The sequence below is a fragment of the Billgrantia sulfidoxydans genome (assembly GCF_017868775.1).
Taxonomy (GTDB): Bacteria; Pseudomonadota; Gammaproteobacteria; order Pseudomonadales; family Halomonadaceae; genus Halomonas; species Halomonas sulfidoxydans.
The window spans coordinates 4,397,232-4,423,642 of record NZ_CP053381.1 but is presented as its reverse complement, the minus strand read 5'-3'; the positions used below and the strand labels follow the sequence as shown (position 1 = coordinate 4,423,642).

Sequence of the window (26,411 nt, the reverse complement as noted above, 5' to 3'; positions counted from 1 at the left end):
TGATGAGTTATACGAAAGTCTAGTGTCGGGTAGAATGATCCGCATGGTCTTCCACGATAACGCCCACGAGCCCCATGTCGACCACGCTATCGCTCTCCCTAAGGCGTCTGTGGACGCTGGACAAGTTCGCCTACAGCCTGCGGGTCTTCCTCGCCTTCAGCGGGGCGCTGCTGCTGAGCTGGACCCTGGCCGACATCAGCCTGGTGATCCCGCTGTTCCTGGGCATCATCGCCAGCGCGCTGTCGGAAACCGACGACAGCTGGCAGGGCCGCCTGCAGGCGCTTGCGGTCACGCTGCTCTGCTTCGCCGCGGCGGCGCTCGTCGTGCGTTGGCTGTTTCCCTGGCCATGGCTGTTCGCCCTGGGGCTGGGCGTGGCGACCTTCGTGCTGATCATGCTCGGCGCCGTGGGACAGCGCTATGCCACCATCGCCTCGGGCACGCTGATCCTGTCGATCTACATCATGATCACGATCGAGCACCACGGCGGCGTGCCGCAGGCGGGCGACTGGGGGCAGACGCTGCTGATCCTCTCGGGAGCGGCCTGGTACGGCGCGATCTCGGTGATCTGGTGTGCGCTCTTTTCGCGCCAGCCGGTCAAGCAGAGCATGGCCCAGCTCTATCGCGAGCTAGGCAACTACCTGATCCTCAAGTCGACGCTGTTCGAGCCCCTGCGCGGCATCGATATCGAGGCGCGTCGGCTGGCGCTGGCGCGACAGAACGGCAGGGTGGTGACGGCGCTCAACCAGGCCAAGGAGATGATCTTCCGCCGGCTCGAGGGTCAGCGCGGCGAAGGCAAGCTCAACCGTTACCTGCGCATCTATTTCATTGCCCAGGAGATCCACGAGCGCGCCAGCTCCACGCATTATCCTTACGCACGGCTGACCGAGGCCTTCTTCCATCACGATGTGCTGTTTCGCTGCCAGCGCCTGCTCGACCAGCAGGGGCAAGCTTGCAAGCGGTTGGGCAAGGCGCTGCTACTTAACCGCCCCTTCGAGCACGACCAGAGCGAACAGGCGCTCGCCGACCTGCGCGCTTCCATCGATCATCTGCGCGCCATGGACAACCCGGCATGGCGTGACCTGATGCATCCGCTCAACGCCCTGGCCGACAACCTCGCCACCCTTGAGGAGCGGCTGGCCACGGGATACAACCCCGATGCCGGCGACGAGCCGGGCGATGCGGCACTGTTCAACCGTTCGCCGGAAAGCGTGAAGGAGGCCTGGGAGCGAGTGCGCCTCAACCTGACGGTGGGCTCGCCCACCTTCCGCCATGCCATTCGTCTGCCCGTCGCCCTGCTGACGGGATACGGCCTGCTGCAGTGGATCCACCCCGCCCAAGGCTTCTGGATCCTGCTGACCACGCTGTTCGTCTGCCGCCCCAACTTCGCCGCTACCCGGCGCTTCCTGACCCAGCGCATTGCCGGCACGCTGCTGGGGCTGGTGGCCGGCTGGGCGTCGATCACGTTGTTCCCTTCCGCCCTGCTGCAGACCGGGATCGCGGTGATCGCCGGGGTGACCTTCTTCGCCACCCGCGAGAGGCATTACGTGATCGCCACTGCCGCCATCACCCTGCTGGTGCTGTGCAGCTTCAACCAGGTCGGCGACGGCTTCGACCTGATCTGGCCGCGACTCTTCGATACCCTGCTCGGCGCGCTGATCGCCGGGGCGGCGGTGTTCTTCATCCTGCCCGACTGGCACGGGCGGCGCCTGCACCGCGAGGCGGCCAATGCGCTCGAGGCCAACCGCCGCTACCTGGAGGAGATCCTGCACCAGTACGCCAGCGGCAAGCGGGATGACCTCGCCTACCGCCTGGCGCGGCGCAACGCGCACAACGCCGATGCGGCGCTGTCGACCCTGCTGGCCAACGTGCTGCAGGAGCCCGAGGCCTATCGCAGGCGTATCGCCGACGACGGCTTCCGCTTCCTGGTGCTGTCACACACCCTGCTGAGCTACCTGTCGGCGCTGGGAGCCCACCGCCAGCGGCTCGGCGAGGAGGCTCGCGACACCCGGCTGCTGCCCGAGGGGCGGCGCATCGCCGACTACCTGAAGACGCTGGCGGATCACTTGGCCCGGCGCGAACCGGCTGCCGGGTTCGAAGCGGCACGGGAGGCCTTGCTGGCGCGGCTCGAAGGCAGGCCGCCGGCCTGGGAAGAGGAGGGCTATCGGCCGATGCAGACGCAGTTGCTGCTGATCGCCCAGCAGCTCGGACCGCTGACCGACGCCGCCGAGCGGCTGATCGCGGCGCGGGACGAGCGCGACGACACCGCCGCCCCGGCGGCCGGCTGAGCCCCGCTACACCTGGCCGTAGCGGCCCGCCTCCTCGCCCAGCCAGCGGCGGATCAGCGGGCGCTCGGCCTCGGGGTGGCGGGCCAGCAGCGCCTCGGCCAGCGGCGCGACGCGCTCGAGCAGATCGGCGTCGCGCTCCAGGTCGGCGATCTTCATCTGGGCAAGGCCGGTCTGGCGGGTGCCGAGCACCTCGCCGGGCCCGCGCAGTTCGAGGTCCTTCTCGGCGATGCGAAAGCCATCGGTGGTCTCGCGCATCACCGCCAGCCGTTCACGGGAGTGGGCCGACAGCGGCCCGTGGTAAAGCAGCACGCAGAAGCTCTCGCTGGAACCGCGGCCGACCCGGCCGCGCAGCTGATGCAGTTGGGAGAGCCCCAGCCGCTCGGGGTTCTCGATGATCATCAGGCTGGCGTTGGGCACGTCGACCCCTACCTCGATCACCGTGGTGGCCACCAGCAGGTCGAGTTCGCCGGCCTTGAAGGCGTCCATCACCGCGGCCTTCTCTGCGGGTTTCATGCGCCCGTGGACCAGGCCGATGGCGAGCTCCGGCAGCGCCTCGGTGAGTTCGTCGCGGGTCGCCTCGGCGGCTTGGCACTGCAGCGCATCGGATTCCTCGATCAGGGTGCAGACCCAGTAGGCCTGGCGCCCCTCGGCGCAGGCGTGGCGTATGCGCGCGACCACCTCGGGGCGGCGTTCGTCGGGCACCACCACCGTCTTCACCGGGGTACGCCCGGGGGGCAGCTCGTCGATGACCGAGACGTCGAGGTCGGCATAGGCACTCATCGCCAGGGTGCGTGGGATCGGTGTGGCGGTCATCACCAGCTGGTGGGGCGTCAGCCCGCCGGCTTCGCCCTTCTCGCGCAGCGCCAGGCGCTGGTGCACGCCGAAGCGGTGCTGCTCGTCGACGATGGCGAGCCCCAGGCGCTGGAAGTGCACATCGCCCTGGAACAGGGCATGGGTACCGACCACCATGCGCGCACGGCCGTCGAGGATGGCGGCCTTGGTGTCGAGCCGCGCCTTGCCCTTGAGCTTGCCGGCCAGCCAGGTCACCTCGATGCCGAGCGGGGCGAACCACGCTCTGAGCGTGCGGTAGTGCTGCTCGGCGAGGATCTCGGTGGGCGCCATCATCGCCGCCTGGCAGTCGCCAGCGATGGCCGAGAGGGCTGCCATGGCGGCCACCACCGTCTTGCCCGACCCCACGTCGCCCTGCACCAGGCGCAGCATCGGCACCTCGCGGGCCAGGTCGGCGCCGATCTCGTCGAGCACGCGGCGCTGGGCGGCGGTCAGCGAGAACGGCAGCTGGGTGAGGAAGCGCGCCTGCAGGCTGCGCCCGCTGGGCAGCGCGGGGGCGCCGTCCTGCTGAATCTTCAGGCGGACCTGCTGCAGGCTCAGGCGGTGGGCCAGCAGCTCCTCCAGCGCCAGGCGGCGGGTGGCCGGGTGCTTGCCGCTGGCCAGGCGCTCGGGGTCGGCGTCGGGAGGCGGCTGATGCAGCACGTGCAGGCAGTGGTGCAGCTCGGGCAGGCCGAAGCGCGAGCGCAGCGCTTCGCCGATCCAGTCGGGCAGCGCCTCGGGCGCCTCGTCGAGGCGGGCCAGCGCCTGCTCGATCAGCGCGCGCAGGCGCGCCTGGTGCAGCCCCTCGGTGGTGGGGTAGATCGGCGTCAGGTGATCCTCCACCGGCGGCGCATCGGCGCTGAGCAGGCGGTACTCGGGGTGATAGATCTCGAGCCCGGTGGCGCCGGCGCGGGCCTCGCCGAAGCAGCGCACCCGGGTGCCGGGGCGGAACTGCTGCTGCTGGGCCGGGGAGAAGTGGAAGAAGCGCAGGCTGAGAATGCCCGAGCCGTCGCGCAGCCGCACCAGCAGGCTGCGTCGGCGACCCTTGACCACGTCGCTGGCCGAGACCTCGCCCTCCACCACCGCCTCGTGACCGGCGCGCAGGGTGCCGATCGGCGTGATGCGGGTGCGGTCCTGGTAGCGCAGCGGCAGGTGGAACAGCAGGTCGGCCACGCTCTCCACGCGCAGTCGCGCCAGCTTCACGGCGAGCGCTTCGCCGACGCCCTTGAGCGAGGAGACCGGCGCGTCGAGCGCCTTCGTGTCAGCGCTCATGCCGATTCGGGAAGCGCCTCGTGACACCGCTGGATGGCGTCGGTGACGGCGTCGATCGCCTTGGGGCGCGGGAAGCTGGCGCGCCAGGCGATCGCCACGGTGCGCGCCGGCGCCGGCGACCTGAACGGCCGGCTGGCGAGCAGCCCGCTCTCGTAGTGCCCGGTGCCGATGGCCGATCGCGGCAGCACGGTGATGCCGAGCTTGGAGGCGACCATGTGGCGGATCGTCTCCAGCGAGCCGCCCTCGGCGGTCAGGGTGTTGCTCGGGCTATTGAGCTGGTGGCTGATGGCGGGGCAGGCCTCGAGGATCTGGTCGCGGAAGCAGTGGCCCTCGCCGAGCAGCAGCAGACGCTCCTTGAGCAGGTCCTCCTTGTCGATGTACTCGCGCCGGGCCCAGGCGTGGTCGGCCGGGATCAGCACCTCGAACTCCTCCTCGTAGAGCGGCTTGGTAACCACGTCGGTCTCGGTGAACGGCAGCGCGATGATGATCGCGTCGAGCTCGCCGCTGCGCAGCTTGCGTCGCAGGTTGGCGGTGAATCCCTCCTCGATGTAGAGCGGCATCTGCGGGGCGCTGCGCGTCAGTGCGGGCACCAGGTGGGGGAACAGGTAGGGGCCGATGGTGTAGATGGCGCCGATGCGCAGGGGGCTGGCCAACTGATCCTTGCCGGCGTTGGCCAGCTCCTTGATCACGCTGCTCTGCTCCAGCACGCGCTGGGCCTGCTCGACGATCTTCTCGCCCAACGGGGTGACCTGCACGGTCGACTTGGAGCGCTCGAAGAGCGCCACGCCGAGCTCCTCCTCGAGCTTCTTGACCGCCACCGACAGCGTGGGCTGGGAGACGAAGCAGCGCTCGGCCGCTCTTCCGAAGTGGCGCTCCTGCGCCAAGGTTACGATGTACCGAAGTTCTGTTAGAGTCATGTCTGGTGCCCTTGGGGCATCCTCTCGGACGATAGATGACTTTCAATAGGGACTTTTTATCAGGGGGCGAGAGAAAGGTGAAGAAAACGACACTGATTCTGGGCTGTGGCGACATCGGGATGGTGCTCGGCAGGGAGCTGCTGGAGGCCGGCCACCACGTGATCGGCGCACGCCGCAGCGCCGTGGCGCTGGAAGGTAGCGGCATCGAGCCGCTGCCGCTCGATCTGAGCGACGAAGCGGCCCTGGCCGCGCTGCCCGACGCCGATTACGTAGTCTACATCCTCAGCGCCGATCGCTTCGACGAGGCGGCCTATCGGGCGGCCTACTGCGATGGCCTCAAGGCGGTGCTGCGCACCTACGAGGGGCGCGAGACGCTGCCGCAGCGGCTGTTCTTCGTCTCTTCCACCAGCGTCTATGCGCAGAAGGAGGGGGAGCGGGTCGACGAGGAGAGCCCCGCGGAGGCGGCCGGCTTCTCCGGGACGGTGATGCGCGAGGCCGAGCAGGCGCTGCTCGAGAGCGCCCTGGCCGGGACCACGGTACGCTTCTCCGGCATCTACGGGCCGGGTCGGGATCGCCTGATCCGCCAGGTGCAGGAGGGGCGCATCGCACCGAAATCCCCGCCCATGTACTCCAACCGCATCCACCGCGACGACTGTGCCGGCGTGCTGGCCCACCTGATCGGTCTCGATGCGGCGGGCAAGCCGCTCGACGACCTCTACCTGGCCAGCGACTGCGCGCCGGAGCCGCTCCACGATGTCATGCTTTGGCTTGCCGGCCAGCTCAAGGTCGAGCCCACCGAGGTGATCCAGGCGCCGCTGCGCAAGCGCGCGAGCAAGCGCTGCGACAACTCGCGCCTGCGCGAGACGGGCTATGCCTTCCGCTATCCCAGCTATCGCGAGGGCTATGCCCATGTCATGAAGGAGGGTGGCTTCCTGGCCGAGCCGGTCTGATCCGGACCCGACGCGACGGACGAAGGGGGAGACCGCCTCGCCTGTCCGTTCGGGCTGCTCCTGCCGTCGGCGGATTCCCTCCGCCGACGCTCACAGCGGCAAACGATAGCCCAGGGCCAGCACCTCGATGCCCTCGTTGGGATCCTTGATACCGGCGTTGGAGTAGTGTGCGACGCTCAACGTGAGCTCCCCGGGCCCCAGCGTTCCCCCCAGCGCCAGGCGATCCTGGAACTGGAACGCGGTCGACAGATCGCGTGAGCCGATTCGCGCGTCGAGAAACACCGCGGCACCGATGCCGCCCTCGAGATAGACTTCCCGCTTTCCGGCGAAGGTGTAGCGCAGCATCGGGGTGAGCAGCCAGGCCGCGTTCTCGTCGTTCTCATCCCCATCGAGCAGCAGCAGACCGGTCGCCAGGCGCAGGTCAAGCTGCGGATGCAGGCGCTCGAGGCCGATCAGGGTATCCAGTTCGATGCGGGCGGCGGCGGCCGATTCGCTGGTGATGCCACCCGCCACGTAGAGATCGGCCAGGCCGATCGGACTGATCGCCATGGCCAGGCCGGCACAGAGGCTGGCCGCGAGGAACGGTTTCCGAAACACCGATTGTCTCCCTTTTCTTGTATGCCAATGATTGGCTCACCAAAAGATGGTGGGCTTCCTTCCCTGAAGTTCAACCCTGCGATACGGCCAGGCTCCGGTAGCGGGCACCCCGCTCGTCGATAGTCGATTGGATCAGCTCCAACTGATTATAGGACCACGTCAGGGCGATGGGGGGAAAGGGATCCAGGTCAAGGACGGTGGCCCGCCGCAGCAGGGTGACGTGTGGAATGTATCGGGCGGGACGCACGCCGACGCCCAGCGGCTCGAGGGTGCCCCAGAGCCGCCCCTGCAGGCGCTGCAGCGCCGGTGCACCCTCGTCGCCACCCAGCCAGACGATGCCGGGTCGCCGGAAGCTGCCCCAGCGGTTGATGTGCCACTCGCCGGGTGTGATGGACAGGCCCTGTACCCACGCGACCAGCTCGGCCGCCTGCGCCTCCGTGACTTCACCGAGAAAGGCCAGCGTGACATGCAGGCTCGCGTCGGGCATGCGTCGTCCGCCGCAGCGGGCATGGGCGATATCCGCCAACTCGCCGAGCCGCGCTCGCAGCTCGGGCGGTGGGGTCAGGGCGACAAAAAGTCTCATGGTCCTGTTTCGGAAAGAGGTGGGTTTTCCTAGTCGCCGATGACCATTACCGCTTCCGCCTCGAACTGCGCTCCCTTGGGCAGCGCCTTGACGCCCACCGCGGCGCGGGCCGGGTAGGGCTTGGCGAAGAACTCCTCCATGACCTTGTTGACCACCGCGAAGTTGTCCAGGTCCACTAGGTAGAGGTTGAGCTTGACGATCTCGCCCAGCGAGCCGGCGGCCTCCTCGCACACCGCCTTGAGGTTGGTGAAGACCTGGCGGGCCTGGGCCTCGAAGTCGTCGGAGACGAGCTCCATGGTGGCCGGGTCGAGGGGGATCTGGCCGGAAAGATAGACGGTGTTGCCGGCCTTGATGGCCTGGGAGTAGGGGCCGATGGCGGCGGGCGCCTTTTCGGTGTTGATGACGGCCTTGTTGCTCATGTCGCTCTCCTCGTGATGTTCGCGTTGTCGTGAAAGGTCAATGAAAGGCCCGTTCGCCGCGCTCGGCGGCGAACGGGCCGAAACGGGGTCAATTGCCGACGCGGGTGATCTTACCGACGTGGGACAGGTTGCGGATGCGCTTGATGAGGCGCGCCAGGTGCACGCGATCGCGCACCGCCAGGGTCAGGTGCACGATGGAGAGCCGGGCGTCGCGCTCCTCGATGCCGATGCGCTCGATGTTGGCGTCGGCGTCGGTGACCAGGCTGGCGAGCTCGGCCACCAGCCCGCGGCGGCTCTCGATCTCGATGCGCAGCGCCACCGGGAAGTCCTCGCTGATCTCGTTGGACCACTCCAGGGCGAACAGCTTGTCGGGGTCGCCCTTGAGTTCGTCGAGGTTGCGGCATTCGGTGCGGTGCACCACGATGCCCTTGCCCACCGACAGGTGTCCGACCACCGGGTCGCCGGGCAGCGGGTGGCAGCAGCGGGCGAACTTGATCACCATGCCCTCGGCGCCGCTGATCACGATCGGCCCCTGGGAGACGAGCGTGCGCTCGCCGGCCTCGGTCGCATCGCCGTGCAGCAGGTCGACCAGGCGCCGCGCCACCACGTGGGCCACCCGGGTGCCGAGACCGATCGATTCCAGCAGGCTCTCCTCGTTATTCAGCGTGAGTTCGTCGAGTAGCTCCGGCAGCACGTGTTCGGGTAGCTCTTCCAGGCTGGTCTCGAAGTCGGCCAGGGCCTTGTTGAGCAGGCGCCGGCCGAGCTGGACCGCTTCGGTCTGCTGCTGGTGCTTGAGCGCGTGACGGATCGCCGAGCGCGCCTTGGCGGTGACCACGAAGTTGAGCCAGGCCAGGTTGGGACGCGCCCCGGGGGCGGTGATGATCTCCAGCGTCTGGCCGCTCTCCAGGCGGGTCGAGAGCGGCGCCAGGTGGCGGTCGATGCGACAGGCGATGCAGCTGTTGCCGATGTCGGTGTGCACGGCGTAGGCGAAGTCGATCACCGTGGCGCCCTGGGGCAGCTCCATGATGTCGCCGCGCGGCGTGAACACGTAGATGTCGTCGGGGAACAGGTCGTTCTTGACGTGCTCGATGAACTCCAGCGAGTCGCCGGCGTGGCGCTGCATCTCGAGCAGCCCCTTGACCCACTCCCGCGCCCGGGCGTGGCTGCCCTCGGCGATGGGATGGTCGGTCTGGCCCGCCTTGTAGAGCCAGTGGGCGGCGATGCCGTTGTTGGCCATGGCTTCCATCTCGCGGGTGCGGATCTGCACCTCGATGGGCATGCCGCCGCTGCCGAACAGCGTGGTATGCAGGCTCTGGTAGCCGTTGGCCTTGGGGATGGCGATGTAATCCTTGAAGCGACCCGGCACCGGCTTGTAGAGATTGTGCACCACGCCGAGGATGCGGTAGCAGCTGTCGACGTCCTCGGTGATGATGCGGAAGCCGAACACGTCCATGATCTCGGCGAACGGCTTGCGCTGGTCGCGCATCTTCTTGTAGATCGACAGCAGGTGCTTCTGGCGGCCCACCACGGTGCCGGCCAGGCCCTCGTCGTCGAGGCTCTTCTGCAGGGCGGTCTGGATCTGGCGGATCGCCGAGCGGCGGTGGCCACGGGCGCTGGAGACGGCACGCTTGATCCGCTCGGCGCGCATCGGGTGCAGCGCCTGGAAGGAGAGGTCCTCGAGTTCCACGCGAATGGTATTGATGCCCAGGCGGCTGGCGATGCGGGCATAGATCTCCAGCGTCTCGCGGGCGATGCGGCGCTTCTTCTCCGGGCGCAGGGCACCCAGGGTGCGCATGTTGTGCAGGCGGTCGGCGAGTTTGACGATGATCACGCGGATGTCGCGCGACATCGCCAGCACCATCTTCTGGAAGTTCTCGGCCTGGGCGACGGCCTTGTCCTCGAAGGTGATCTGGGTCAGCTTCGAGACGCCGTCGACCAGCTCCGCCACCGGCTTGCCGAACTGCTCGGCCAGTGCCTCCTTGGACACCCCGGTATCCTCGATCACGTCGTGCAGCATGGCCGACATCAGGCTCTGATGGTCCATGTGCATGTTGGCCAGGATGTTGGCCACGGCGAGGGGGTGGGTCACATAGGGTTCGCCGGAGCGCCGGCGCTGGCCGTCGTGGGCCTGCTCGGCATAGTAGAAGGCGCGCTTGACCTGCTGGATCTCGTCGGGAGGAAGGTAGCCGCCGAGTCTATCGGCCAGGTCGTCGATGGTGAACATTGGCGCGCCTTGAGTGACAGCCTTACTCCTCGAAGGCGATGCCCGGCTCGCCTTCGCGGCGAATCCTGACCGGCGCCTCGATCGGCTCGTCCAGCACGGTGTGGTCGACCAGCCCGGCGGCGATCTCGCGCAGCGCCATCACGGTGGGCTTGTCGTTCTCCCACGGCAGCTGGGCGTCACGGGAACCGCGCGACAGCTGACGAGCGCGCTGGGTGGAGATCATCACCAGCTTGAAGCGGTTTTCGACGTTTTCCAGACAATCTTCGACGGTGACACGCGCCATATGGGGTCTTCCCGAAAGCGTTTGGGGACTCCCGCCGAGCGGCGGCAATCCGGGTGGAACAGGACAGACTAGATTACTCGACGTTCGGCTGCCGTGACAAGCGCCCGCAGCGGGAAGGGCCTGGCCTGGCGGTGTCGGCCGGGGCCATGACGAGCGCCCGCGGCTGACTACGACAATAGCGCCGCCAGCAGTGGGCCATGGCTCTCCTGCACCCGGGCCAGGCTCAGGCGCCGGCCGATCACCAGCGACTGCAGCTCGCGCAGGGCGGTGGTGAAGTCGTCGTTGATCACCAGGTAGTCGTACTCGTCGTAGTGCGACATCTCGCTGACGGCGTCGCGCATGCGCCGGGCGATGGTGGCGTGCTCGTCGGTGCCGCGGCTGGCCAGGCGCCGCTCGAGCTCGTCCCGCGACGGCGGCAGGATGAAGATCGACACCGCCTCGGGCAGCTGTTCGCGGACCTGGCGCGCGCCTTGCCAGTCGATCTCGAGGATCACGTCCTGGCCGGCCTCGAGCAGCGCTTCCACCGCTGGCCGCGAGGTGCCGTAGAAGTTGTCGAATACCCGGGCGTACTCGAAGAACTCGCCGCGCGCGATCATCGCCTGGAATTCGTCGACCTCCACGAAGTGGTAGTTGACGCCGTCCACCTCGCCGCGACGACGGGGGCGGGTGGTATGCGACACCGAGACCTGGATGCCGTCGAGGCTCTCGATCAGTTCGCGCACCAGGGTGGTCTTGCCGGCGCCGGAGGGCGCGGAAACGATGAAAAGCGTACCTTGGGACATATCGGGCTCCGGATCGCAAATGCCCCCGTTCGCACGAGGCAAAGGGGGGCGAGCGCCATGGCTGCGCATTCGAGCGGGACAGTATACCCGCCCGGCCGAGGGCGCGTCATGGGGCGAGGTGCAAACCGTGCCGGCGTCTCATGCCGTCGACAGCCGGGCGTCGAGCTGCTCGGCGAACAGCTCCAGGGCGTGCTGGGCGGCCACCGAGTTGCCGCTGTCGTCGAGCGCCGGCGCCCAGACGCAGACCGTCATCCTGCCCGGCACGACCGCGACGATGCCGCCGCCGACACCGCTCTTGGCCGGCAGCCCGACGCGGTAGGCGAAGTCGCCGGCGGCGTCGTACATGCCACAGGTGGTCATGATCGCGTTGACCCGCCGTGCCAGCCCCGGCGAGACGAAGCGTTGACCGATGGCGCGGGCCTCGCCTTCGGCCGCCAGAAAGTTCAGGGCGACGGCTAGGTCCACGCAGCTCATGGCCAGCGCGCAGCTGGAGAAATAGCAGCGCAGCACCGCGTCGACGTCGTTGTCGAGGTTGCCGAACGCCTTCATCAGGTAGGCCATGGCGGCGTTGCGCGAACGGTGCTGCCACTCCGACTCCAGCACCTCGTCGTCGATCAGGATCGAAGCGTTGCCCGCCAGCCGCCGGGCGACGTCCTGCAGATGCTTGTCCGGTGTGGCGAAGGCGCTGACCAGGCGATCCGTCACCGCAATGGCGCCGGCGTTGATGAACGGGTTGCGCGGCTTGCCCCGCTCCGCCTCGAGCTGGGCCAGGGAGTTGAACGGCATGCCCGACGGGTTGAGCCCGACCCGCTGCCACAGCGCCTCGCCGTGGGTGCGCAGGGCGAGGGTGAGCAGCAGCACCTTGGCGATGCTCTGGATCGAGAACGGCTCGCGGGCATCCCCCGCAGCGTAGGTTTCGCCGCTGGTCGTGCAGACGGCGATACCGAACCGGTTGGGGTTGCGCTGCGCCAACGCCGGTATGTAATCGGCGACGCGACCCTCGTCAAGGCGCTGGCGGGCGCTAGCGGCGATCTCCTCTAGCCACTGCTGCATAGTCGCTTTACTCAATGGGTGCCCTCCAGCGAACCGGCCCGGCGACGACAGGCGCGACCGGGCCGATAGCGGGAGCGGGTCGCTGAGCCTCAGTTGGTGGCGAGAGAGGCCGCCCGCTCCTGTTCGAGACGCTGACGATCCTCGGGTTCGATGTCCCAGGCCGCCGGATCGATATTGAGATCGCTGAACCGTGCGGCATCGAAGACCGGGTGGGGAATGCCGGCACGCAGTTGCTCGTCGTAGTCGCGCATGATGCGCAGTCCCGGCTTGAACAGCATGATCAGGCCCACCAGGTTAGCCACGGCGAGCAGGCCCATGGTCACGTCGGCGAAGGCGAACACCGTGCCCAGGTCGGTGAGCGCGCCCCAGGTGCACAGGCCGATGATCGCGACACGGAACGCATTGAACAGCGTGACGTTACCCTCGCTGAAGAAGTTGAGGCTGTTCTCGCCCAAATAGTAGTTGTAGAGAATGGTGCTGAAGCCGAACAGCAGCAGCGCCACGCTGACGAAGCTTCGCCCCCATTCGCCCACATGGTCGGCCAGGGCCGTCTGGGTCAGCGCCACGCCGCCGATATCGACGCCGGCGGCGGGATCGTAGGCGCCGCTGAGCAGGATGATCAAGGCCGTGGCCGAGCAGATGATCAGGGTGTCGATGAACACCGAGAAGGCCTGCACGATGCCCTGGTTGGCCGGGTGCGGGACGTAGGCCACGGCGGCGACGTTGGGGGCGCTGCCGAGTCCCGCCTCGTTGGAGAACAGGCCACGCTTGACCCCCATCATGATGGCCGCGCCGATGCCGCCACCGACGGCTTGCTCGAGGCCGAAGGCGCTGTTGACGATCAGCAGGATGGCCTCGGGTATCCGGGCAAAATTGAGGCCCAGAACGACGAGGGCGATCAGGATGTAGCCGAGCGCCATGACGGGAACCAGCACTTCCGTCACCCGGGCGATGCGCTTGATCCCGCCGAAGACGATGAGTCCCACGACCAGGGCCATGCCGATGCCGGAGTAGACGACCGGTACACCGAAGGCATCGTTGAAGGAGGTAGCCACCGCATAGGACTGCAGGGCGGTAAAGCCGAAGCCGAAGGTAACCAGCAGCAGCACCGAGTAGAGCGCTGCCAACCAGTGCCAGCGCTGGCCGAGGCCGTGAACGATGTAGTAGGCCGGACCGCCGCGATAGGTGCCGTCGGGCTGGGCGGTCTTGTAGGCCTGTGCCAGGGTGCACTCCAGGTAGCTGGTGGCCATGCCCATCAGGCCAACCACCCACATCCAGAAGATCGCACCCGGGCCGCCCAGGGTGATGGCGACCGCGACACCGGCGATGTTGCCGCCACCGACACGCCCCGCCACCGAGAGCAGCAGGGCCTGGAAGGAACTCAGGTGACCGTGCTTGTCGCGCTTGAAGGCATGGCCGGCGCCGAGAATGCGGAACATGCGGCCGAAATGGCGAAACTGCACGAAGCGTGAAGCGAGCGTGAAGCCGATGCCGACGGCGAGGAGCAGGGTGATGAGTACCTTGCCCCAGAGGAGGTCGTTGATCAGATCGAGCATGACGCGCTCCCCCGGTTGGTGGCGAGCGGGGCAATAAGCGATGCCGGCCGTTCGAGGGCCGCGTGAGTCGTTGTTCTTGGCATGGGAGAACCTCTTGCTTGCGTTTGTCGACATGGCCCGCCGGGGGCAGGCGGGGCTATTCAAGGCAAGACCCATGCCAGCTTTGCGGTTTGCTTAACTGGCTGTCGAAAAAGGAAAAAGCAGAGGGATGGTCGGGCGGGTGTCGCTAAAGCGGTATAACCTCCAGCGCGCCGAATAGCCCTGAAAGTCGTGAAAAAGACAAAGGATTCAATAAGTTGTCGCGACCATAACCTTGGTTATCGACATGAAAGAGGTTATGCCCCTTCGTCGCGCCGTTTCTTCAGCCGCTTGCTCAGCGCCGGCTGCGAGATGCCCAGCCAGCGCGAGGCCATGGTCTGGTTGCCTTCGGCGCGCTGCATCGCCTCCTCCACCAGCAGGTCGGCCACCTCGTCCAGCGTCGGCAGCGGTTCGTCGGGTGCGAACACGGCCCGCTGACGGTGGTGGAGAGGGGCCTCGTCCCCGCGTGCCTGGTCGATGGCGCGCTTGAAGGCCGCCATGGACAGCGTGCGGCTGCGGTGCTGGCTCATGGCATCGTAGGCCATGGCGCGCAGTTCGCGCACGTTGCCGGGGAAGGCGTAGTTGCCCAGCAGCACGGCAAGCTCCGGCGGATAGCTCGGCTTGCCCTTGCCAAGCTCCGCGGCCGCCTCGGCGAGGAAGTGGTCCAGCAGCAGGGCAATGTCCTGCTTGCGCTGGCGCAGCGGGGGGATATGCACCTGATGCGTGCGCAGGCGGTAGTAGAGATCCTTGCGGAAGGTGCCCGCGCGCTGCTTTTCGGCCAGGTCGTGGTGCGTGGCCACCACCACGCGGGCCTGGAGGCGCTTGGGCCGGTCGCTGCCCAGCGGGTAGTACTCGCCCTCCTGGAGCAGGCGCAGCAGCTTGACCTGGGAGGCCAGGCTGAGATCGCCGATCTCGTCGAGCAGCAGCGTGCCGCCCGCGGCCTGCTCGATCATCCCGGCGCGCGGCTGCTCGGCGCCGGTGAAGGCGCCGCGCTGATGGCCGAACAGGGTATCGGCAAAGACGTTGTCGTCGAGCCCCGCCACGTTGACGCAGACCAGCGGCCCCCGACGACCGCTCAGGGTATGCGCCGCCTTGGCGATCAGCTCCTTGCCCACGCCGCTCTCGCCGGAGATCAGGATCGGCTGCTGGGTCAGCGCCACCGACTCCAGGTACTGGAAGACCGCGCGCATGCCCTTGTCGGCGGTGACGATGTGGGCGAAGGCCTCGGGCCGCTCCAGGGTGTCGTCGAGCACGCGTCGGCGCAGCGCCTGGTTCTCCTGGCGCAGCTCCTGCAGACGGATGGCGCGGCGGATGCCCTCGACCAGGCGGCTCTCCTCGTCGGTCTTGACGAAGTAGTCGAAGGCGCCGAGCTTGATGCAGCTGACGGCGCTTTCCACCTGGTTGAGACCGCTCACCACGATGACGCCGACGTCGGGGTACTCCTCGACGATGCGCGCCAGCAGCTCCTCCCCCGACAGGTGGGGCATGGTCAGGTCGAGGGTCACCAGGCCGATGTTCTCCCGCGCCAGGATCTCCATGACCTCGCGACTGTCATGGCAGCGGTGGATATGGTTGATCCCCCCGCTGCGCTCCAGGGCGATGCCCAGGCTGCGCAGGAAGGAGGGCTCGTCGTCGACGAGCAGCACACCGAAGGCGGGGTAGAGGCTCTGCGTCATGGCGTGTCTGGCTCCTGCTGTCGAAGCGGCGTAGCATCGGGCGTCGCCGCGCCGGGCTTCGCGGCCGGCAGCGACAGGATCACCCGGGTGCCGCGGCCGGGCTGGGAGTCGAAGGTCAGACCCCCCTGGTGCTCGCTGACGATGCCGGCGGAGACGGACAGGCCCAGGCCGGTGCCGCCACACTCGCGACGGGTGGTGAAGAAGGGGTCGGTCAGCCGGTGCATGGCCTCGGGGGCGATGCCGCGGCCCTCGTCGCACACCTCCAGCAGCACCCGCCCCTCGGCGCGAGCGTGGCGGGTGGTGAGGCGAATGCCCTGGGTGGGCCGCTCCAGCGCCTGGCAGGCGTTGAGCACCAGGTTGATCACCACCTGCTCGATGCGCTGGGCGTTGCCCACGAGGGGCGGCAGGTCGTCGGCATACTGGACCTCGAAGCGGCCGGTCGCCTGGCGGATCGAGTTGTCGACCAGGCGCACGGCGGTGGCCACCACCGCATTGAGGTCGACGGTGTCGGCCGGCTCGTCGCCGCCCTGGCGGGCGAAGTCCTTGAGGTCGCCGACGATGCGCTTGATGCGCCGCGTGCCCTCCTGCATGTCGTCGAGCATGCCGGGGATCTCCTCGCGCATGCGCGAGTAGGGCAGCCCGCCGAACGGGAAGTCGCCATGGGCACGGTAGTGTGCCTCGAGGATCGGCTCGGCGTCGTCCCAGGCCTCGCGCAGCACCGGCAGGTTGAGCAGCAGCAGGCTGCTGGGGTTGTTGATCTCGTGGGCCACGCCCGAGACGAGCACGCCGAGCGAGGCCATCTTGTCGGCCTGGATCAGCTGCTGCTGGTGCTGGCGCAGCTCCGCGGTGCGCGCCGCCACCTCGCGCTTGAGCATGCGGTTCCACACCACGATGGCCCCCAGGATCAGCAGCAGCAGCGCGGAGAGCGCCGCGCCGACCTGACCGACCTTCTGCCACGGAATGCCCTCGCGGCCCTCCAGCGGCCCCAGCCACTTGTCGTAGATCGCCTGGTGACGGCCGGTGTTCTTGAGGATGGCCAGCCCCTCGCTGAACTTGGCCAGCAGGTTGGCGTCGCCCTGGCGCACCGCGTAGCCGTAGCGCAGCGCGAAGGGTCGCGCCACCGGCACCAGGTTGGTCAGCCCCAGCTCGCGGCTGAGGTAGAGCGCCGGCAGGTTGGCGACCAGGGCGTAGTCGTGCTGGCCGGCGGCCAGGGCCCTGAGCGCATCGGCATGGGTATCGACGGGGATCACCTTGGCGTCGATGTCATGCTCGATCAGGTAGTCGTGCATGATGTCGCCGCGCTGGACGATCACCTCCTTGCCGCGCAGCGCCTCGACCTCCACCACCGGGTCGCCACGGCGGGCGAAGATCGACTGGTGGACGATGGCGTGAGGGGGCGCGAAGTCGAACTGCGCGGAACGCGCCTCGGAGTAGGACATGCCCTGCAGGATGTCGATCTCGCCCTGCTCCAGCCCGCGGCGCACCTCGCTCCACGGCTTCAGCTCGATGCGCACCTCGATGCCCATCACCTCGGCGATGGCCCGGGTCAGCTCCACGTTGTAGCCGGCCGGCTCGCCATCCTCGTCGAGGAACTCGTAGGGCGGGTGGTAGTGATCGCCGCCGACGACGATCACTTCCCCGTCGGCGTCGGCAGCGTCCGTCTCGGCCTGCCCCCAGCCCGACACGGGCACGACGAGGCAGGCGGCCAGTGCCAGCCGCCACATCCACCGCGTGGCGCTGGAAGATAGCCTTCGACAGGGCCGCGAACGGCTCGCCTTCATGGTCGTGTTACTCGATATTCTGGATCTGTTCTCTCATCTGCTCGATCAGCACCTTGAGCTCCACCGCGCAGCGGGTGGTGCTGGCCACCGCCGACTTGGAGGAGAGGGTGTTGGCCTCGCGGTTGAGCTCCTGCATCAGGAAGTCGAGGCGGCGCCCCTTGGGGCCCTTCTGGTCGAGCTGGCGCGCCACCTCGCCGACATGGGTCTCGAGCCGGTCGAGCTCCTCGTCGACGTCGGCCTTCTGGGCGAGCAAGACCAGCTCGGCCTCCAGGCGCTGGGGTTCGAGCTCGGCCTTGACCGCCTCGAGCCGCTCCAGCAGCAGGGCGCGCTGGCGCTCGAGGATCTCGGGCATCAGCCGGCGCACCTCGGCGACCTGCTCGCCCACGCCGGCCAGGCGCTCGCGAATCAGCGCGGCGAGCTTGTCGCCTTCGCGCGCGCGGGCCTCGATCAGTTCGTCGAGGGCGGTCTCGAACAGTGCCGTGGCCTCCGCCTTCACCGCGTCCAGGTCGACCCCCTGGGCGTCGAGCACGCCGGGGTGGTCGAGCAGCGAGAGGGCATCGGGCATGGCGACCTGGGGCAGCGCCTCGCGAATCTCGCCCAGCGCTGCGGCCAGCGCGACCAGCCGGGTGTGGTTGACGGCCAGGGTCTCGCTGATATCGGTGGGTTCGAAGCGCAGGTGGCACTCCACCTTGCCGCGCGCCAGGCGCGTGCGCAGCGCCTCGCGAAAGGCGGGCTCGAGGTCGCGCAGCGCCTCGGGCAGCCGGAAGAAGGGCTCCAGGTAGCGCTGGTTCACCGAACGCAGCTCCAGTTGCAGGCTGCCCCAGTCGCCTTCGCGGCTCTGACGGGCAAAGGCGGTCATGCTGTGTACCTTGCTATGGGCGACCATGGCGACTCCTCGTTCGATCGGCTGCGCCGTTGCCGGCCAGCCCGGCGACATCTCGGACAAGGAGTGTAACCGATTCCCCGGCCCGACCGTGTAGAATGGCCAGCCATTCGATGCCTCGCCGATGCCGCGACATCGTCCCGATCGTTCTTCGTCTTTCGAGAGGTACCATGGCTTCCCAACCCTCACGCCCGAGCGGGCGGCGCCCCGACCAGTCCCGCGAGATCCGCCTGACCCGCGACTACACGCGCCACGCCGAAGGCTCCGTGCTGGTGGAGTTCGGCGACACCAAGGTGCTGTGCAACGCCAGCGTCGAGGCCGGCGTGCCGCGCTGGCTGCGTGGCAAGGGGCAGGGCTGGGTCACCGCCGAGTACGGCATGCTGCCGCGTGCCACCCATACCCGCGGCGGCCGCGAGGCGACCCGCGGCAAGCAGGGCGGGCGCACGCTGGAGATTCAGCGCCTGATCGGCCGTTCGCTGCGTGCCGCGGTGAACCTGAAGAAGCTGGGCGAATTCACCGTCACCGTGGACTGCGACGTGATCCAGGCCGACGGCGGCACGCGCACCGCCTCGATCACCGGCGGCTGCGTGGCGCTGGTGGATGCCATCCGCTACCTGCAGCGCAAGAAGCTGATCAAGGGCGATCCCTTCCAGCAACTGGTCAGCTCGGTCTCGGTGGGACTCTACAAGGGCGTGGCGGTGGTCGACCTCGACTACCCCGAGGACAGCGGCGCCGAGACCGACATGAACGTGGTCATGGCCGAATCGGGCGGGCTGATCGAGGTGCAGGGTACCGCCGAGGCGGGGGTGTTCTCCCGCGAGCAGCTCAACGCCATGCTGGAGCTGGCCGAAAATGCCGGGGCCGAGCTCTTCGAGCACCAGCGCGAGGCACTGGGCATTCGCCGCTGAGATCATTCCCAGGGTGAAACGCATAGCGCCGGCTCAAAGGCCGGCGCAATGCAGCCCGAGCCGGGCCGCGACGAAAGGGTGGCGCTTACAGCGTCAGGTCGTACTCGACGAACAGCGGGGCGAACTCGCTGAAGGTGGCGTCGTAGTCGATCCAGGCGTCGACCACGTGGCGGCGCAGGTTGGGGCCGACGATCTGGTAGTCGATCCGCCAGCCTTCCTGGCGCGAGCGCGGCACTTCCTGGTCGAGCTTGGGCCACCAGGTGTACTCGCCGGCGTCGCGGTTGACCTCGCGGAAGGTGTCGATGAAGCCGGTGGGGCCGAACACCTGGTCCATCCAGGCGCGCTCCTCGGGCTTGAAGCCCGGCGTGGCCTGGTTGTCGGCCCAGTTCTCCAGGTCGACGGTCTTGTGGGCGATGTGCCAGGTGCCGCAGATGATGTACTCGCGACGCTTGCGCGCCATCTTGTTCAGGTATTCCTGGTACTGAGCCATGAACGCCTGCTTGGCGGCGTAGTCGCTGCCGTCGGGCATCAGGAAACTGGCGATGCTGAAGCGGTCGTAGTCGGCCTGCAGGAAGCGCGCCTCGTGGTCGCACTGGGGGAAGCCCAGCCCGTACATGATCGCCTTGGGAATCTTGCGGCAGTAGAGCCCCACGCCGGAGAAGCCGTCTTCCTCGGCATCCAGGAAATAGCCCTCGTAGCCCTCCGGGTAGAGGATGCTGTCATCCAGCTCGAAGCTCTTGGCCTTGAGGTTCTGGACGCAGATGACATCGGCGTCCTGCCCAGCCAGCCAGTCGAGGAAGCCTCGCCCGACGGCCTCGCGGATTCCGTTGACATTGATGGTGGCAATTTTCATACATGGTCCCTTTGACGTCGCGCGTGTATGATACCCGACGTTTCGACGTTTGGGTAAATGGCCCGCATGGATATTCGTGGTAATACACGCAATTTCCTTCCTTGGAGCCTATGAATAGCAGGGGGAGCGCCGTGTCGGCCAGCATGCATGCCTATCAGCGTGAGTTCATCGAGTTCGCCATCGAACAAGGCGTGCTGAAGTTCGGCGAGTTCACCCTCAAGTCGGGTCGTGTCAGCCCCTATTTCTTCAATGCCGGCCTGTTCCGCAGCGGCGGCGCCCTGGCGCGGCTGGGGCGCTTCTACGCCAATGCCATCCAGGCCAGCGGCGTGGGCTTCGACGTGCTGTTCGGCCCCGCCTACAAGGGCATCCCGCTGGCGGCCACGACGGCGGTGGCGCTGGCCGAACAGTACGGCCGCGACCTGCCGTTCGCCTTCAATCGCAAGGAGGCGAAGGACCACGGCGAGGGCGGCAACATCGTCGGTGCCGAGCTGGCCGGGCGCATCCTGATCATCGACGACGTGATCACCGCGGGTACCGCCATTCGCGAGGTGATGGCGCTGATCGAGGCCGCCGGGGCCGAGGCGGCAGGCGTGGTGATTGCGCTCGATCGCCAGGAACGCGGCCAGGAAGGGGGCAAAATCAAGAGCCAGAGCGCCATTCAGGAGGTCGAATCGCGCTACGGCATGCCCGTCATCAGCATCGTCACGCTGGACATGGTGCTGGCCTATCTCGAGCAGCAGGCCAGCGAAGAGTTTCGCGGACATGCGGCCGCCATTCGCGACTATCGCGCGCGCTATGGCGTCGCAACCGGTTGATGTTCAGTCACGTTATGCGCGCAGTGAGCAAGGAGTCATCGATGAATACGCTCGGACAGTTCGCCAGGGCCGCCCTGGTCTCGGGTATCGTATTTGCCGCCAGCGGCGCCCACGCCGCCGGCAGCCTGGATCTCAACCTCGGCGCCGATGCCATGCAGTTCGAAGCCGCCGGCGAGATCACCCAGGGCGTGGCCCTGGGGGGCGGCGTGATCAACAGCGAGTATCGCGAGGACGCCACCATCTACCATGCCCAGTTGCTGGGCGTTCAGCGCAACCGCGATCGCGACGTGGGCATCGGCGCGCGCTGGACCCAGTTCGATACCGACTACGGCAACGGCGGCGGTGTGGGCCTGGGTGGCTACGGCTATGTCTACCTGCCGCAGGCGCCGGACGTTTCGCTGGGCGGCTACGGTTTCTATACCCCCGGCGCGGTGACCAGCGGAGATCTGGACGACGGCTACGAGGTGGGCGTGCGTGCGCGCTACGCCTTTACCCCCAACGTCGACGGCTACGTCGGCCTGCGCCAGGCGGCGGCCGACTTCGACAACCGCCACGGCAGCCGTACGCTGGACCGTGGCGCCCAGGTCGGGGTCCGCCTGAGCTTCTGATCGACTCGCCGTACCGGCGGGCCCCGGCGGGCCCGCCAGCGCTCCCAGGCAGGCCGCCATGCTCGACGTCGTGCTGTTTGAACCCGAGATCCCGCCCAACACCGGCAACCTGATCCGGCTGTGTGCTAACAGCGGTTTTCGCCTGCACCTGATCGAGCCACTGGGCTTCGTGCTCGACGACAAGCGTCTGCGCCGCGCCGGGCTCGACTATCACGAGTGGGCCGCCGTCCGCGTGCATCGTGACTGGGCGGCCTTCGTCGAGGCGGTGACGCCCGCGCGCGTCTTCGCCGTCTCGACCCGCGGTCGCACCGGCTACCATGAACCGAGCTACCGTCCCGGCGATACCCTGCTGTTCGGCCCCGAGACCCGCGGCCTGCCACAGGCGATGCTCGATGCCCTGCCGCCTGCGCAACGCCTGCGCATTCCCATGCTGGCGAACAGCCGCAGCCTCAATCTCTCCAACGCCTGCGCCATCCTGGTGTTCGAGGCCTGGCGCCAGCTGGGCTTCGCCGGCGCGGCGACACCCGAGTGACGACCATGAGCATTCAGCAGCGTCTCGCCAAGCTCAATCCGCGCCAGCAGGAGGCCGTGCGCTACATCGACGGCCCCTGCCTGGTGCTGGCCGGCGCCGGTTCGGGCAAGACCAGCGTGATCACCACCAAGATCGCCTACCTGGTCCAGGTGTGCGGCATGAGCGCACGGCGCATCGCCGCCGTCACCTTCACCAACAAGGCCGCTCGCGAGATGAAGGAGCGGGTGGGGCAGATGCTCAAGGGCAAGGAGGGCCATGGGCTGACCGTCTCGACCTTCCACACCCTGGGACTCAATATCATTCGCGGCGAGCTCAAGGCGCTGGGCTACAAGCCGGGCTTCTCGCTGTTCGACCCGGAGGACGCCAAGGCGCTGCTGCGCGACCTGATGAACAAGGACGCCCAGGTCGATGCCGAGCAGATCAACGCCGTGCAGCACCAGATCTCGGCGTGGAAGAACGACCTGGTGCTGCCGGGCCAGGCGCTGTCCCACGCCGTGGATGAGGACGAACAGTACGCCGCGCGGGTCTACGAGGCCTACGTGCGCCACCTCAAGGCCTACAACGCGGTGGACTTCGACGACCTGATCCTGCTGCCGGTGGTACTGCTCAAGGACAATCCCGAGGTGCTGGCGCGCTGGCGGCGCAAGATTCACTACATGCTGGTGGACGAGTACCAGGACACCAACGTCTCGCAGTACCTGTTGGTCAAGCTGCTGATGGAGGAGCGCAAAACCTTCACCGTGGTGGGCGACGACGACCAGTCGATCTATGCCTGGCGCGGGGCGCGGCCCGAGAACCTGGTGACCCTGGGCGAGGACTTCCCGCGGCTCAACGTGATCAAGCTGGAGCAGAACTACCGTTCCACCGGCACCATCCTGCGCGCCGCCAACACCCTGATCGCCAACAACCCCCACGTCTACGAGAAGACCCTGTGGTCGGAGATGGGCCAGGGGACGCCGATCCGCGTGGTGGTCAACCGCCACGAGGAGGCCGAGGCCGAGCGGGTGGCCAGCGAGATCCTCACCCGGCGCATCAAGGAGTCAGCCTCCTGGCGCGACTTCGCGGTGCTCTATCGCGGCAACTTCCAGGCCCGGCTGCTCGAGCTCAAGCTGCAGCACTACCAGATTCCCTACAAGCTCTCCGGCGGCACCTCGTTCTTCTCGCGCAACGAGATCAAGGACGCCATGGCCTACCTGCGCCTGCTGATCAACCCGGCCGACGACAACGCCTTCCTGCGCATCGTCAACGTGCCGCGCCGCGAGATCGGCCCCGGCACCCTGGAGAAGCTGGCCAACTACGCCACCGAGCGCGGCGCCTCGCTGTTCGACGCCTGCCATGAGCTGGGCCTGGAGCAGCAGCTGCCGGCGCGAGCGGTGGAACGCCTGGGGCGCTTCACCCACTTCATCGATGGCGTGCGCCGGCGCATGGACGAGGGCGACGCCCTGGCGGCGATCCGCGGCATGCTGCACGAGATGGACTACGAGGCGTGGCTCTACCAGAACGCCAGCGCACCCACCATCGCCGAGCGGCGCATGGCCAACGTCTGGACGCTGATCGACCAGCTCGAGAAGTCGATGAAGCGCGACCCGGAGGAGATCGAGGCGGAAGAGAGCGCCGAGACCGACGACGTCGAGGCGGCCATCTCGCGGCTGGTGCTGCGCGATATCCTCGAGCAGCAGGCCGAGGAGGACGACACCGACAAGGTACAGCTGCTGACCATGCACGCCTCCAAGGGGCTCGAGTTCCCCCACGTCTACCTGATGGGACTCGAGGAGGAGCTCTTGCCCCACCGCAATGCCATCGAGGCGGGAACGGTGGAGGAGGAGCGCCGCCTGGCCTACGTGGGCATCACCCGGGCGCGGCGTACGCTGACGCTGACGCTCGCGCGCCAGCGCAAGGCCTTCGGCGAACTGATGGATTGCACGCCGAGTCGCTTCCTCGACGAGCTGCCGCCGGACGACTTGGAGTGGGAAGGCCGTGCCGACAAGGAGGACCCGGACAAGAAACAGGCGCGGGGCCAGGACGCCATCGCCGGGCTGCGCTCTTTGCTGGGCTGAGGGCTCTCTACACAGCTGAAGGCTCTTGCCCACCGACGTAAACGGGGCGCCATCTGGCGCCCCGTCGTCACTTCATTTGCCTGCAAGTGCGGCTTACTTAACGGGCTCGACCAGGAAGTCCACGGCGGCACGCACCTCGTCGTCGGAAAGTCCCATGTTGCCACCCTTGGGCGGCATGGCGCCGACGCCGTTGATGGCGTGGTCGTACAGCGTCTCGATGTCCTGGTCGATACGCCCTTCCCATTCGCCGGCTTCGCCACGGCGCGGCGCACCGGCGGCACCGGTCATATGGCAGGCCATGCAGGCCTGGTTGTAGATCGCCTCGCCGTCGATGCCGGCGTGGGCGGGCTCGTCGCCCGCGGCCTCTTCGTCGGTAGACGCTTCCTCGACGGCCTCTTCGTCCGCGGGGGCGTCTTCGGTCGCCACGGCGGCGGCTTCGGCGTCCTCCTCGACGGGACCTTCTTCGGTCACGGCTTCCCCTTCGGCTGCTGCCGCTGCGTCGTCGGAAGCAGCTTCTTCATCGGCAGCGCCTTCGTCTTCACTGCCACCCAGTTCCGGCACATCCATCACCGGGTCGACCAGGTGGGCGGTCGCGGCGGCGACTTCCTCGTCGGAGAGGTTGGGATTGCCGCCACGCGCCGGCATGGCATTGAAGCCGTTGATGGCGTGATCCAGCAGCGTGTCCCAGCCTTTGTCGACGCGCTCGGCCCAGGCATCCTCTTCGCCGCGCACCGGCGCCCCGGCGGCACCGCTGTCGTGACACGCCATGCAGACCTGGCCGTAGATGGCTTCGCCATCCACGGCACCGTCGCCACCCGAATCGCTCGCGGCGGCAGTGGCCGTGCCGCACTCCTCGCCCTGCAGGCAGAGCTCACCCACCGGCTTCAGGCGTTCGGCAATGGCATCGCGGTCCACTTCGGCCTGAACGGACGCGGCGCCCGCGGCCAGGCCCAGGGTGGCCAGACACCCCATGATCAGCTTGCTGGATTTCACTCTCACCACCTCTCGACGGTCCTGTAATCGTAATCTAATGGCGACGACGGCACGCGACAGCCGGAGCGCCGTGATGCACACAATGGGCGATAGTATACCGATATCGCAAACCGCTGGAAAACGCCGTTGCCCACGCCTTTGGCATGAGCCCTCGGCGCGCTCCGGGATGGCTGGTCAGCGCCGCGGCCGGCGAGTATCGTGATAGCGACCCTTCGGTGTGTTCCACTGGCGACGCGAGGCCTGCGTGTACGATTTCATCATTCTCGGTGGCGGCATTCTCGGCCTCTCCACGGCGATGCAGCTCAGCGAGCGCTATCCCGACAAGAAAATGCTGCTGCTGGAGAAGGAGAGCGGCCCCGCACGGCACCAGAGCGGCCACAACAGCGGCGTGATCCATGCCGGCGTCTACTACACGCCGGGCAGCCTCAAGGCGCGCTTCTGCCTCGAGGGCAACCGCGCCACCCGGGAGTTCTGCGAACGCCATGCGATTCCCTTCGAGATCTGCGGCAAGCTGCTGGTGGCCACCAACGAGCAGGAGATGCAGCGCATGGGGGCGCTGTGGGAGCGCACCGCCGCCAACGGGCTGGAGCGGGAGTGGCTCTCGGGCGAGGCGCTGAAGGAGCGCGAACCCCACATCACCGGGCTCGGCGCCATCTTCGTGCCTTCCAGCGGTATCGTCAGCTATGCCCGGGTGGCCGAGGCCATGGCCGACGAATTCCAGCGCCGTGGCGGGCAGATCCGCTACGACCACGAGGTCACCGCGATCGCCGAGCGTACCGGGGAGGTGATCGTCGGCACCTCGCGAGGGGAGTTCACCAGTCGCTACCTGGTGACCTGCGCCGGGCTGATGGCCGATCGCATCGTGCGCCTGCTGGGGCGCAACCCCGGCTTCACCATCTGCCCGTTCCGCGGTGAGTACTATCGCCTGCCCGACCGCCTCAGCGACATCGTCAGCCACCTCATCTATCCCATTCCCGATCCCTCCATGCCCTTCCTCGGGGTACACCTCACGCGCATGATCGATGGCTCGGTGACCGTGGGACCCAATGCGGTGCTGGCGTTCAAGCGAGAGGGGTATCGCAAGGGCGACGTCTCGCTGCTCGACATGGCGCGCATGTTCAGCAACCCGGGTATCCTCAAGGTGCTGGGGCGCAACCTGCAGCCGGGCCTGCACGAGATGAAGAACTCGCTGTGGCGGCGCGGCTACCTGGAGGAGGTGCGCAAGTACTGCCCCAGCCTGACGCTGGACGACCTCGAGCCGTGGCCCGCCGGCGTGCGCGCCCAGGCCGTCTCCCGCGACGGCCGGTTGATCGACGACTTCCTGTTCGTCAACACCCGGCGTACGGTCAACGTCTGCAACGCCCCGTCGCCGGCGGCCACCTCGGCGCTGCCCATCGGACGCCACATCCTGGAGAAGGTCGGCGAGATGATCCAGGCGTCGTGAACCGCGGCCCCTGGCACTTGCTCCACCTCAAGCG

Annotated in this window: 23 protein-coding genes; 8 read left to right on the top strand and 15 right to left on the bottom strand. The window is 67.8% G+C overall.

Going from position 1 to position 26,411, the window contains the following annotated elements:
• The first annotated feature begins 74 nt into the window (after positions 1-74).
• Positions 75-2,285, top strand: a complete 2,211-nt coding sequence (gene yccS / locus HNO51_RS20580) for a YccS family putative transporter (RefSeq protein ID WP_209538190.1) — start codon at positions 75-77, stop codon at positions 2,283-2,285.
• 6 nt (positions 2,286-2,291) lie between these two features.
• Here the strand turns inward: yccS and recG are convergent, their stop codons facing one another.
• On the bottom strand, positions 2,292-4,385 hold the full coding sequence (recG, locus tag HNO51_RS20575) for an ATP-dependent DNA helicase RecG (RefSeq protein WP_197448982.1): 2,094 nt from the start codon (positions 4,383-4,385) through the stop codon (positions 2,292-2,294).
• The gene (locus tag HNO51_RS20570; protein ID WP_197448981.1) at positions 4,382-5,302 is read right to left on the bottom strand and encodes a hydrogen peroxide-inducible genes activator; all 921 of its coding nucleotides are present in this window, start codon (positions 5,300-5,302) and stop codon (positions 4,382-4,384) included. The genes recG and HNO51_RS20570 overlap by 4 nt, the downstream gene beginning before the upstream one ends.
• Before the next feature lie 77 nt (positions 5,303-5,379).
• Between HNO51_RS20570 and HNO51_RS20565 the strand changes: the two genes are divergently transcribed.
• Positions 5,380-6,252, top strand: a complete 873-nt coding sequence (locus tag HNO51_RS20565; RefSeq protein ID WP_197448980.1) for an NAD(P)H-binding protein — start codon at positions 5,380-5,382, stop codon at positions 6,250-6,252.
• A gap of 90 nt (positions 6,253-6,342) precedes the next feature.
• On the opposite strand, the gene HNO51_RS20560 is transcribed toward HNO51_RS20565, so the two are convergent.
• The 11 genes from HNO51_RS20560 to HNO51_RS20510 form a co-directional block, all read right to left on the bottom strand.
• On the bottom strand, positions 6,343-6,849 hold the full coding sequence (locus HNO51_RS20560) for an acyloxyacyl hydrolase (protein ID WP_197448979.1): 507 nt from the start codon (positions 6,847-6,849) through the stop codon (positions 6,343-6,345).
• A 70-nt stretch (positions 6,850-6,919) separates the two neighbouring features.
• A complete protein-coding gene (thpR, locus tag HNO51_RS20555) occupies positions 6,920-7,432 on the bottom strand; it encodes an RNA 2',3'-cyclic phosphodiesterase (protein WP_209538189.1) in 513 nt (170 codons plus the stop codon).
• 29 nt (positions 7,433-7,461) lie between these two features.
• Entirely contained in the window at positions 7,462-7,851 is a 390-nt protein-coding gene (locus tag HNO51_RS20550) for a RidA family protein (RefSeq protein ID WP_197448977.1), read from the bottom strand.
• A gap of 88 nt (positions 7,852-7,939) precedes the next feature.
• Complete coding sequence (locus tag HNO51_RS20545) at positions 7,940-10,075, bottom strand: RelA/SpoT family protein (RefSeq protein ID WP_209538188.1); 2,136 nt, start codon at positions 10,073-10,075, stop codon at positions 7,940-7,942.
• A 22-nt stretch (positions 10,076-10,097) separates the two neighbouring features.
• On the bottom strand, positions 10,098-10,358 hold the full coding sequence (rpoZ, locus tag HNO51_RS20540; protein ID WP_197448975.1) for a DNA-directed RNA polymerase subunit omega: 261 nt from the start codon (positions 10,356-10,358) through the stop codon (positions 10,098-10,100).
• Between the two features lie 167 nt (positions 10,359-10,525).
• Positions 10,526-11,140, bottom strand: a complete 615-nt coding sequence (gmk, locus tag HNO51_RS20535; protein ID WP_197448974.1) for a guanylate kinase — start codon at positions 11,138-11,140, stop codon at positions 10,526-10,528.
• Between the two features lie 138 nt (positions 11,141-11,278).
• A complete protein-coding gene (gene glsB / locus HNO51_RS20530; protein ID WP_209539277.1) occupies positions 11,279-12,193 on the bottom strand; it encodes a glutaminase B in 915 nt (304 codons plus the stop codon).
• Positions 12,194-12,282: 89 nt separating this feature from the next.
• Complete coding sequence (locus HNO51_RS20525) at positions 12,283-13,749, bottom strand: alanine/glycine:cation symporter family protein (protein ID WP_197448973.1); 1,467 nt, start codon at positions 13,747-13,749, stop codon at positions 12,283-12,285.
• Positions 13,750-14,084: 335 nt separating this feature from the next.
• Entirely contained in the window at positions 14,085-15,503 is a 1,419-nt protein-coding gene (locus tag HNO51_RS20520) for a sigma-54-dependent transcriptional regulator (protein WP_197448972.1), read from the bottom strand.
• Positions 15,500-17,227: a transporter substrate-binding domain-containing protein gene (locus HNO51_RS20515; protein ID WP_209538187.1), complete on the bottom strand. Its 1,728-nt coding sequence runs from the start codon at positions 17,225-17,227 to the stop codon at positions 15,500-15,502. The genes HNO51_RS20520 and HNO51_RS20515 overlap by 4 nt, the downstream gene beginning before the upstream one ends.
• A 64-nt stretch (positions 17,228-17,291) precedes the next feature.
• A complete protein-coding gene (locus HNO51_RS20510) occupies positions 17,292-18,170 on the bottom strand; it encodes a YicC/YloC family endoribonuclease (RefSeq protein WP_197448970.1) in 879 nt (292 codons plus the stop codon).
• Positions 18,171-18,337: 167 nt separating this feature from the next.
• Between HNO51_RS20510 and rph the strand changes: the two genes are divergently transcribed.
• Positions 18,338-19,075, top strand: a complete 738-nt coding sequence (gene rph / locus HNO51_RS20505; RefSeq protein WP_209538186.1) for a ribonuclease PH — start codon at positions 18,338-18,340, stop codon at positions 19,073-19,075.
• Positions 19,076-19,160: 85 nt separating this feature from the next.
• Here the strand turns inward: rph and HNO51_RS20500 are convergent, their stop codons facing one another.
• Positions 19,161-19,928 (bottom strand): exodeoxyribonuclease III, encoded by a 768-nt coding sequence (locus HNO51_RS20500; RefSeq protein WP_197448968.1) that lies wholly within the window; start codon positions 19,926-19,928, stop codon positions 19,161-19,163.
• 143 nt (positions 19,929-20,071) lie between these two features.
• Between HNO51_RS20500 and pyrE the strand changes: the two genes are divergently transcribed.
• The 4 genes from pyrE to rep are packed head-to-tail and all read left to right on the top strand — an operon-like array spanning position 20,072 to position 23,940.
• Positions 20,072-20,743 carry an orotate phosphoribosyltransferase gene (pyrE, locus tag HNO51_RS20495; RefSeq protein ID WP_197451136.1) on the top strand — a complete coding sequence of 224 codons (672 nt, stop codon included), beginning with the start codon at positions 20,072-20,074 and terminating at the stop codon, positions 20,741-20,743.
• Positions 20,744-20,784: 41 nt separating this feature from the next.
• On the top strand, positions 20,785-21,351 hold the full coding sequence (locus tag HNO51_RS20490) for a YfaZ family outer membrane protein (protein ID WP_197448967.1): 567 nt from the start codon (positions 20,785-20,787) through the stop codon (positions 21,349-21,351).
• 58 nt (positions 21,352-21,409) lie between these two features.
• Positions 21,410-21,883, top strand: a complete 474-nt coding sequence (trmL, locus tag HNO51_RS20485) for a tRNA (uridine(34)/cytosine(34)/5-carboxymethylaminomethyluridine(34)-2'-O)-methyltransferase TrmL (RefSeq protein WP_209538185.1) — start codon at positions 21,410-21,412, stop codon at positions 21,881-21,883.
• A 5-nt stretch (positions 21,884-21,888) separates the two neighbouring features.
• The gene (rep, locus tag HNO51_RS20480; protein ID WP_209538184.1) at positions 21,889-23,940 is read left to right on the top strand and encodes a DNA helicase Rep; all 2,052 of its coding nucleotides are present in this window, start codon (positions 21,889-21,891) and stop codon (positions 23,938-23,940) included.
• A 93-nt stretch (positions 23,941-24,033) separates the two neighbouring features.
• On the opposite strand, the gene HNO51_RS20475 is transcribed toward rep, so the two are convergent.
• Positions 24,034-24,933, bottom strand: a complete 900-nt coding sequence (locus HNO51_RS20475) for a c-type cytochrome (protein ID WP_242597164.1) — start codon at positions 24,931-24,933, stop codon at positions 24,034-24,036.
• Between the two features lie 244 nt (positions 24,934-25,177).
• Here HNO51_RS20475 and lhgO point away from each other — a divergent pair, with 244 nt between their 5' ends.
• Positions 25,178-26,377, top strand: a complete 1,200-nt coding sequence (gene lhgO, locus HNO51_RS20470) for an L-2-hydroxyglutarate oxidase (RefSeq protein WP_197448964.1) — start codon at positions 25,178-25,180, stop codon at positions 26,375-26,377.
• Positions 26,378-26,411 lie beyond the last annotated feature (34 nt).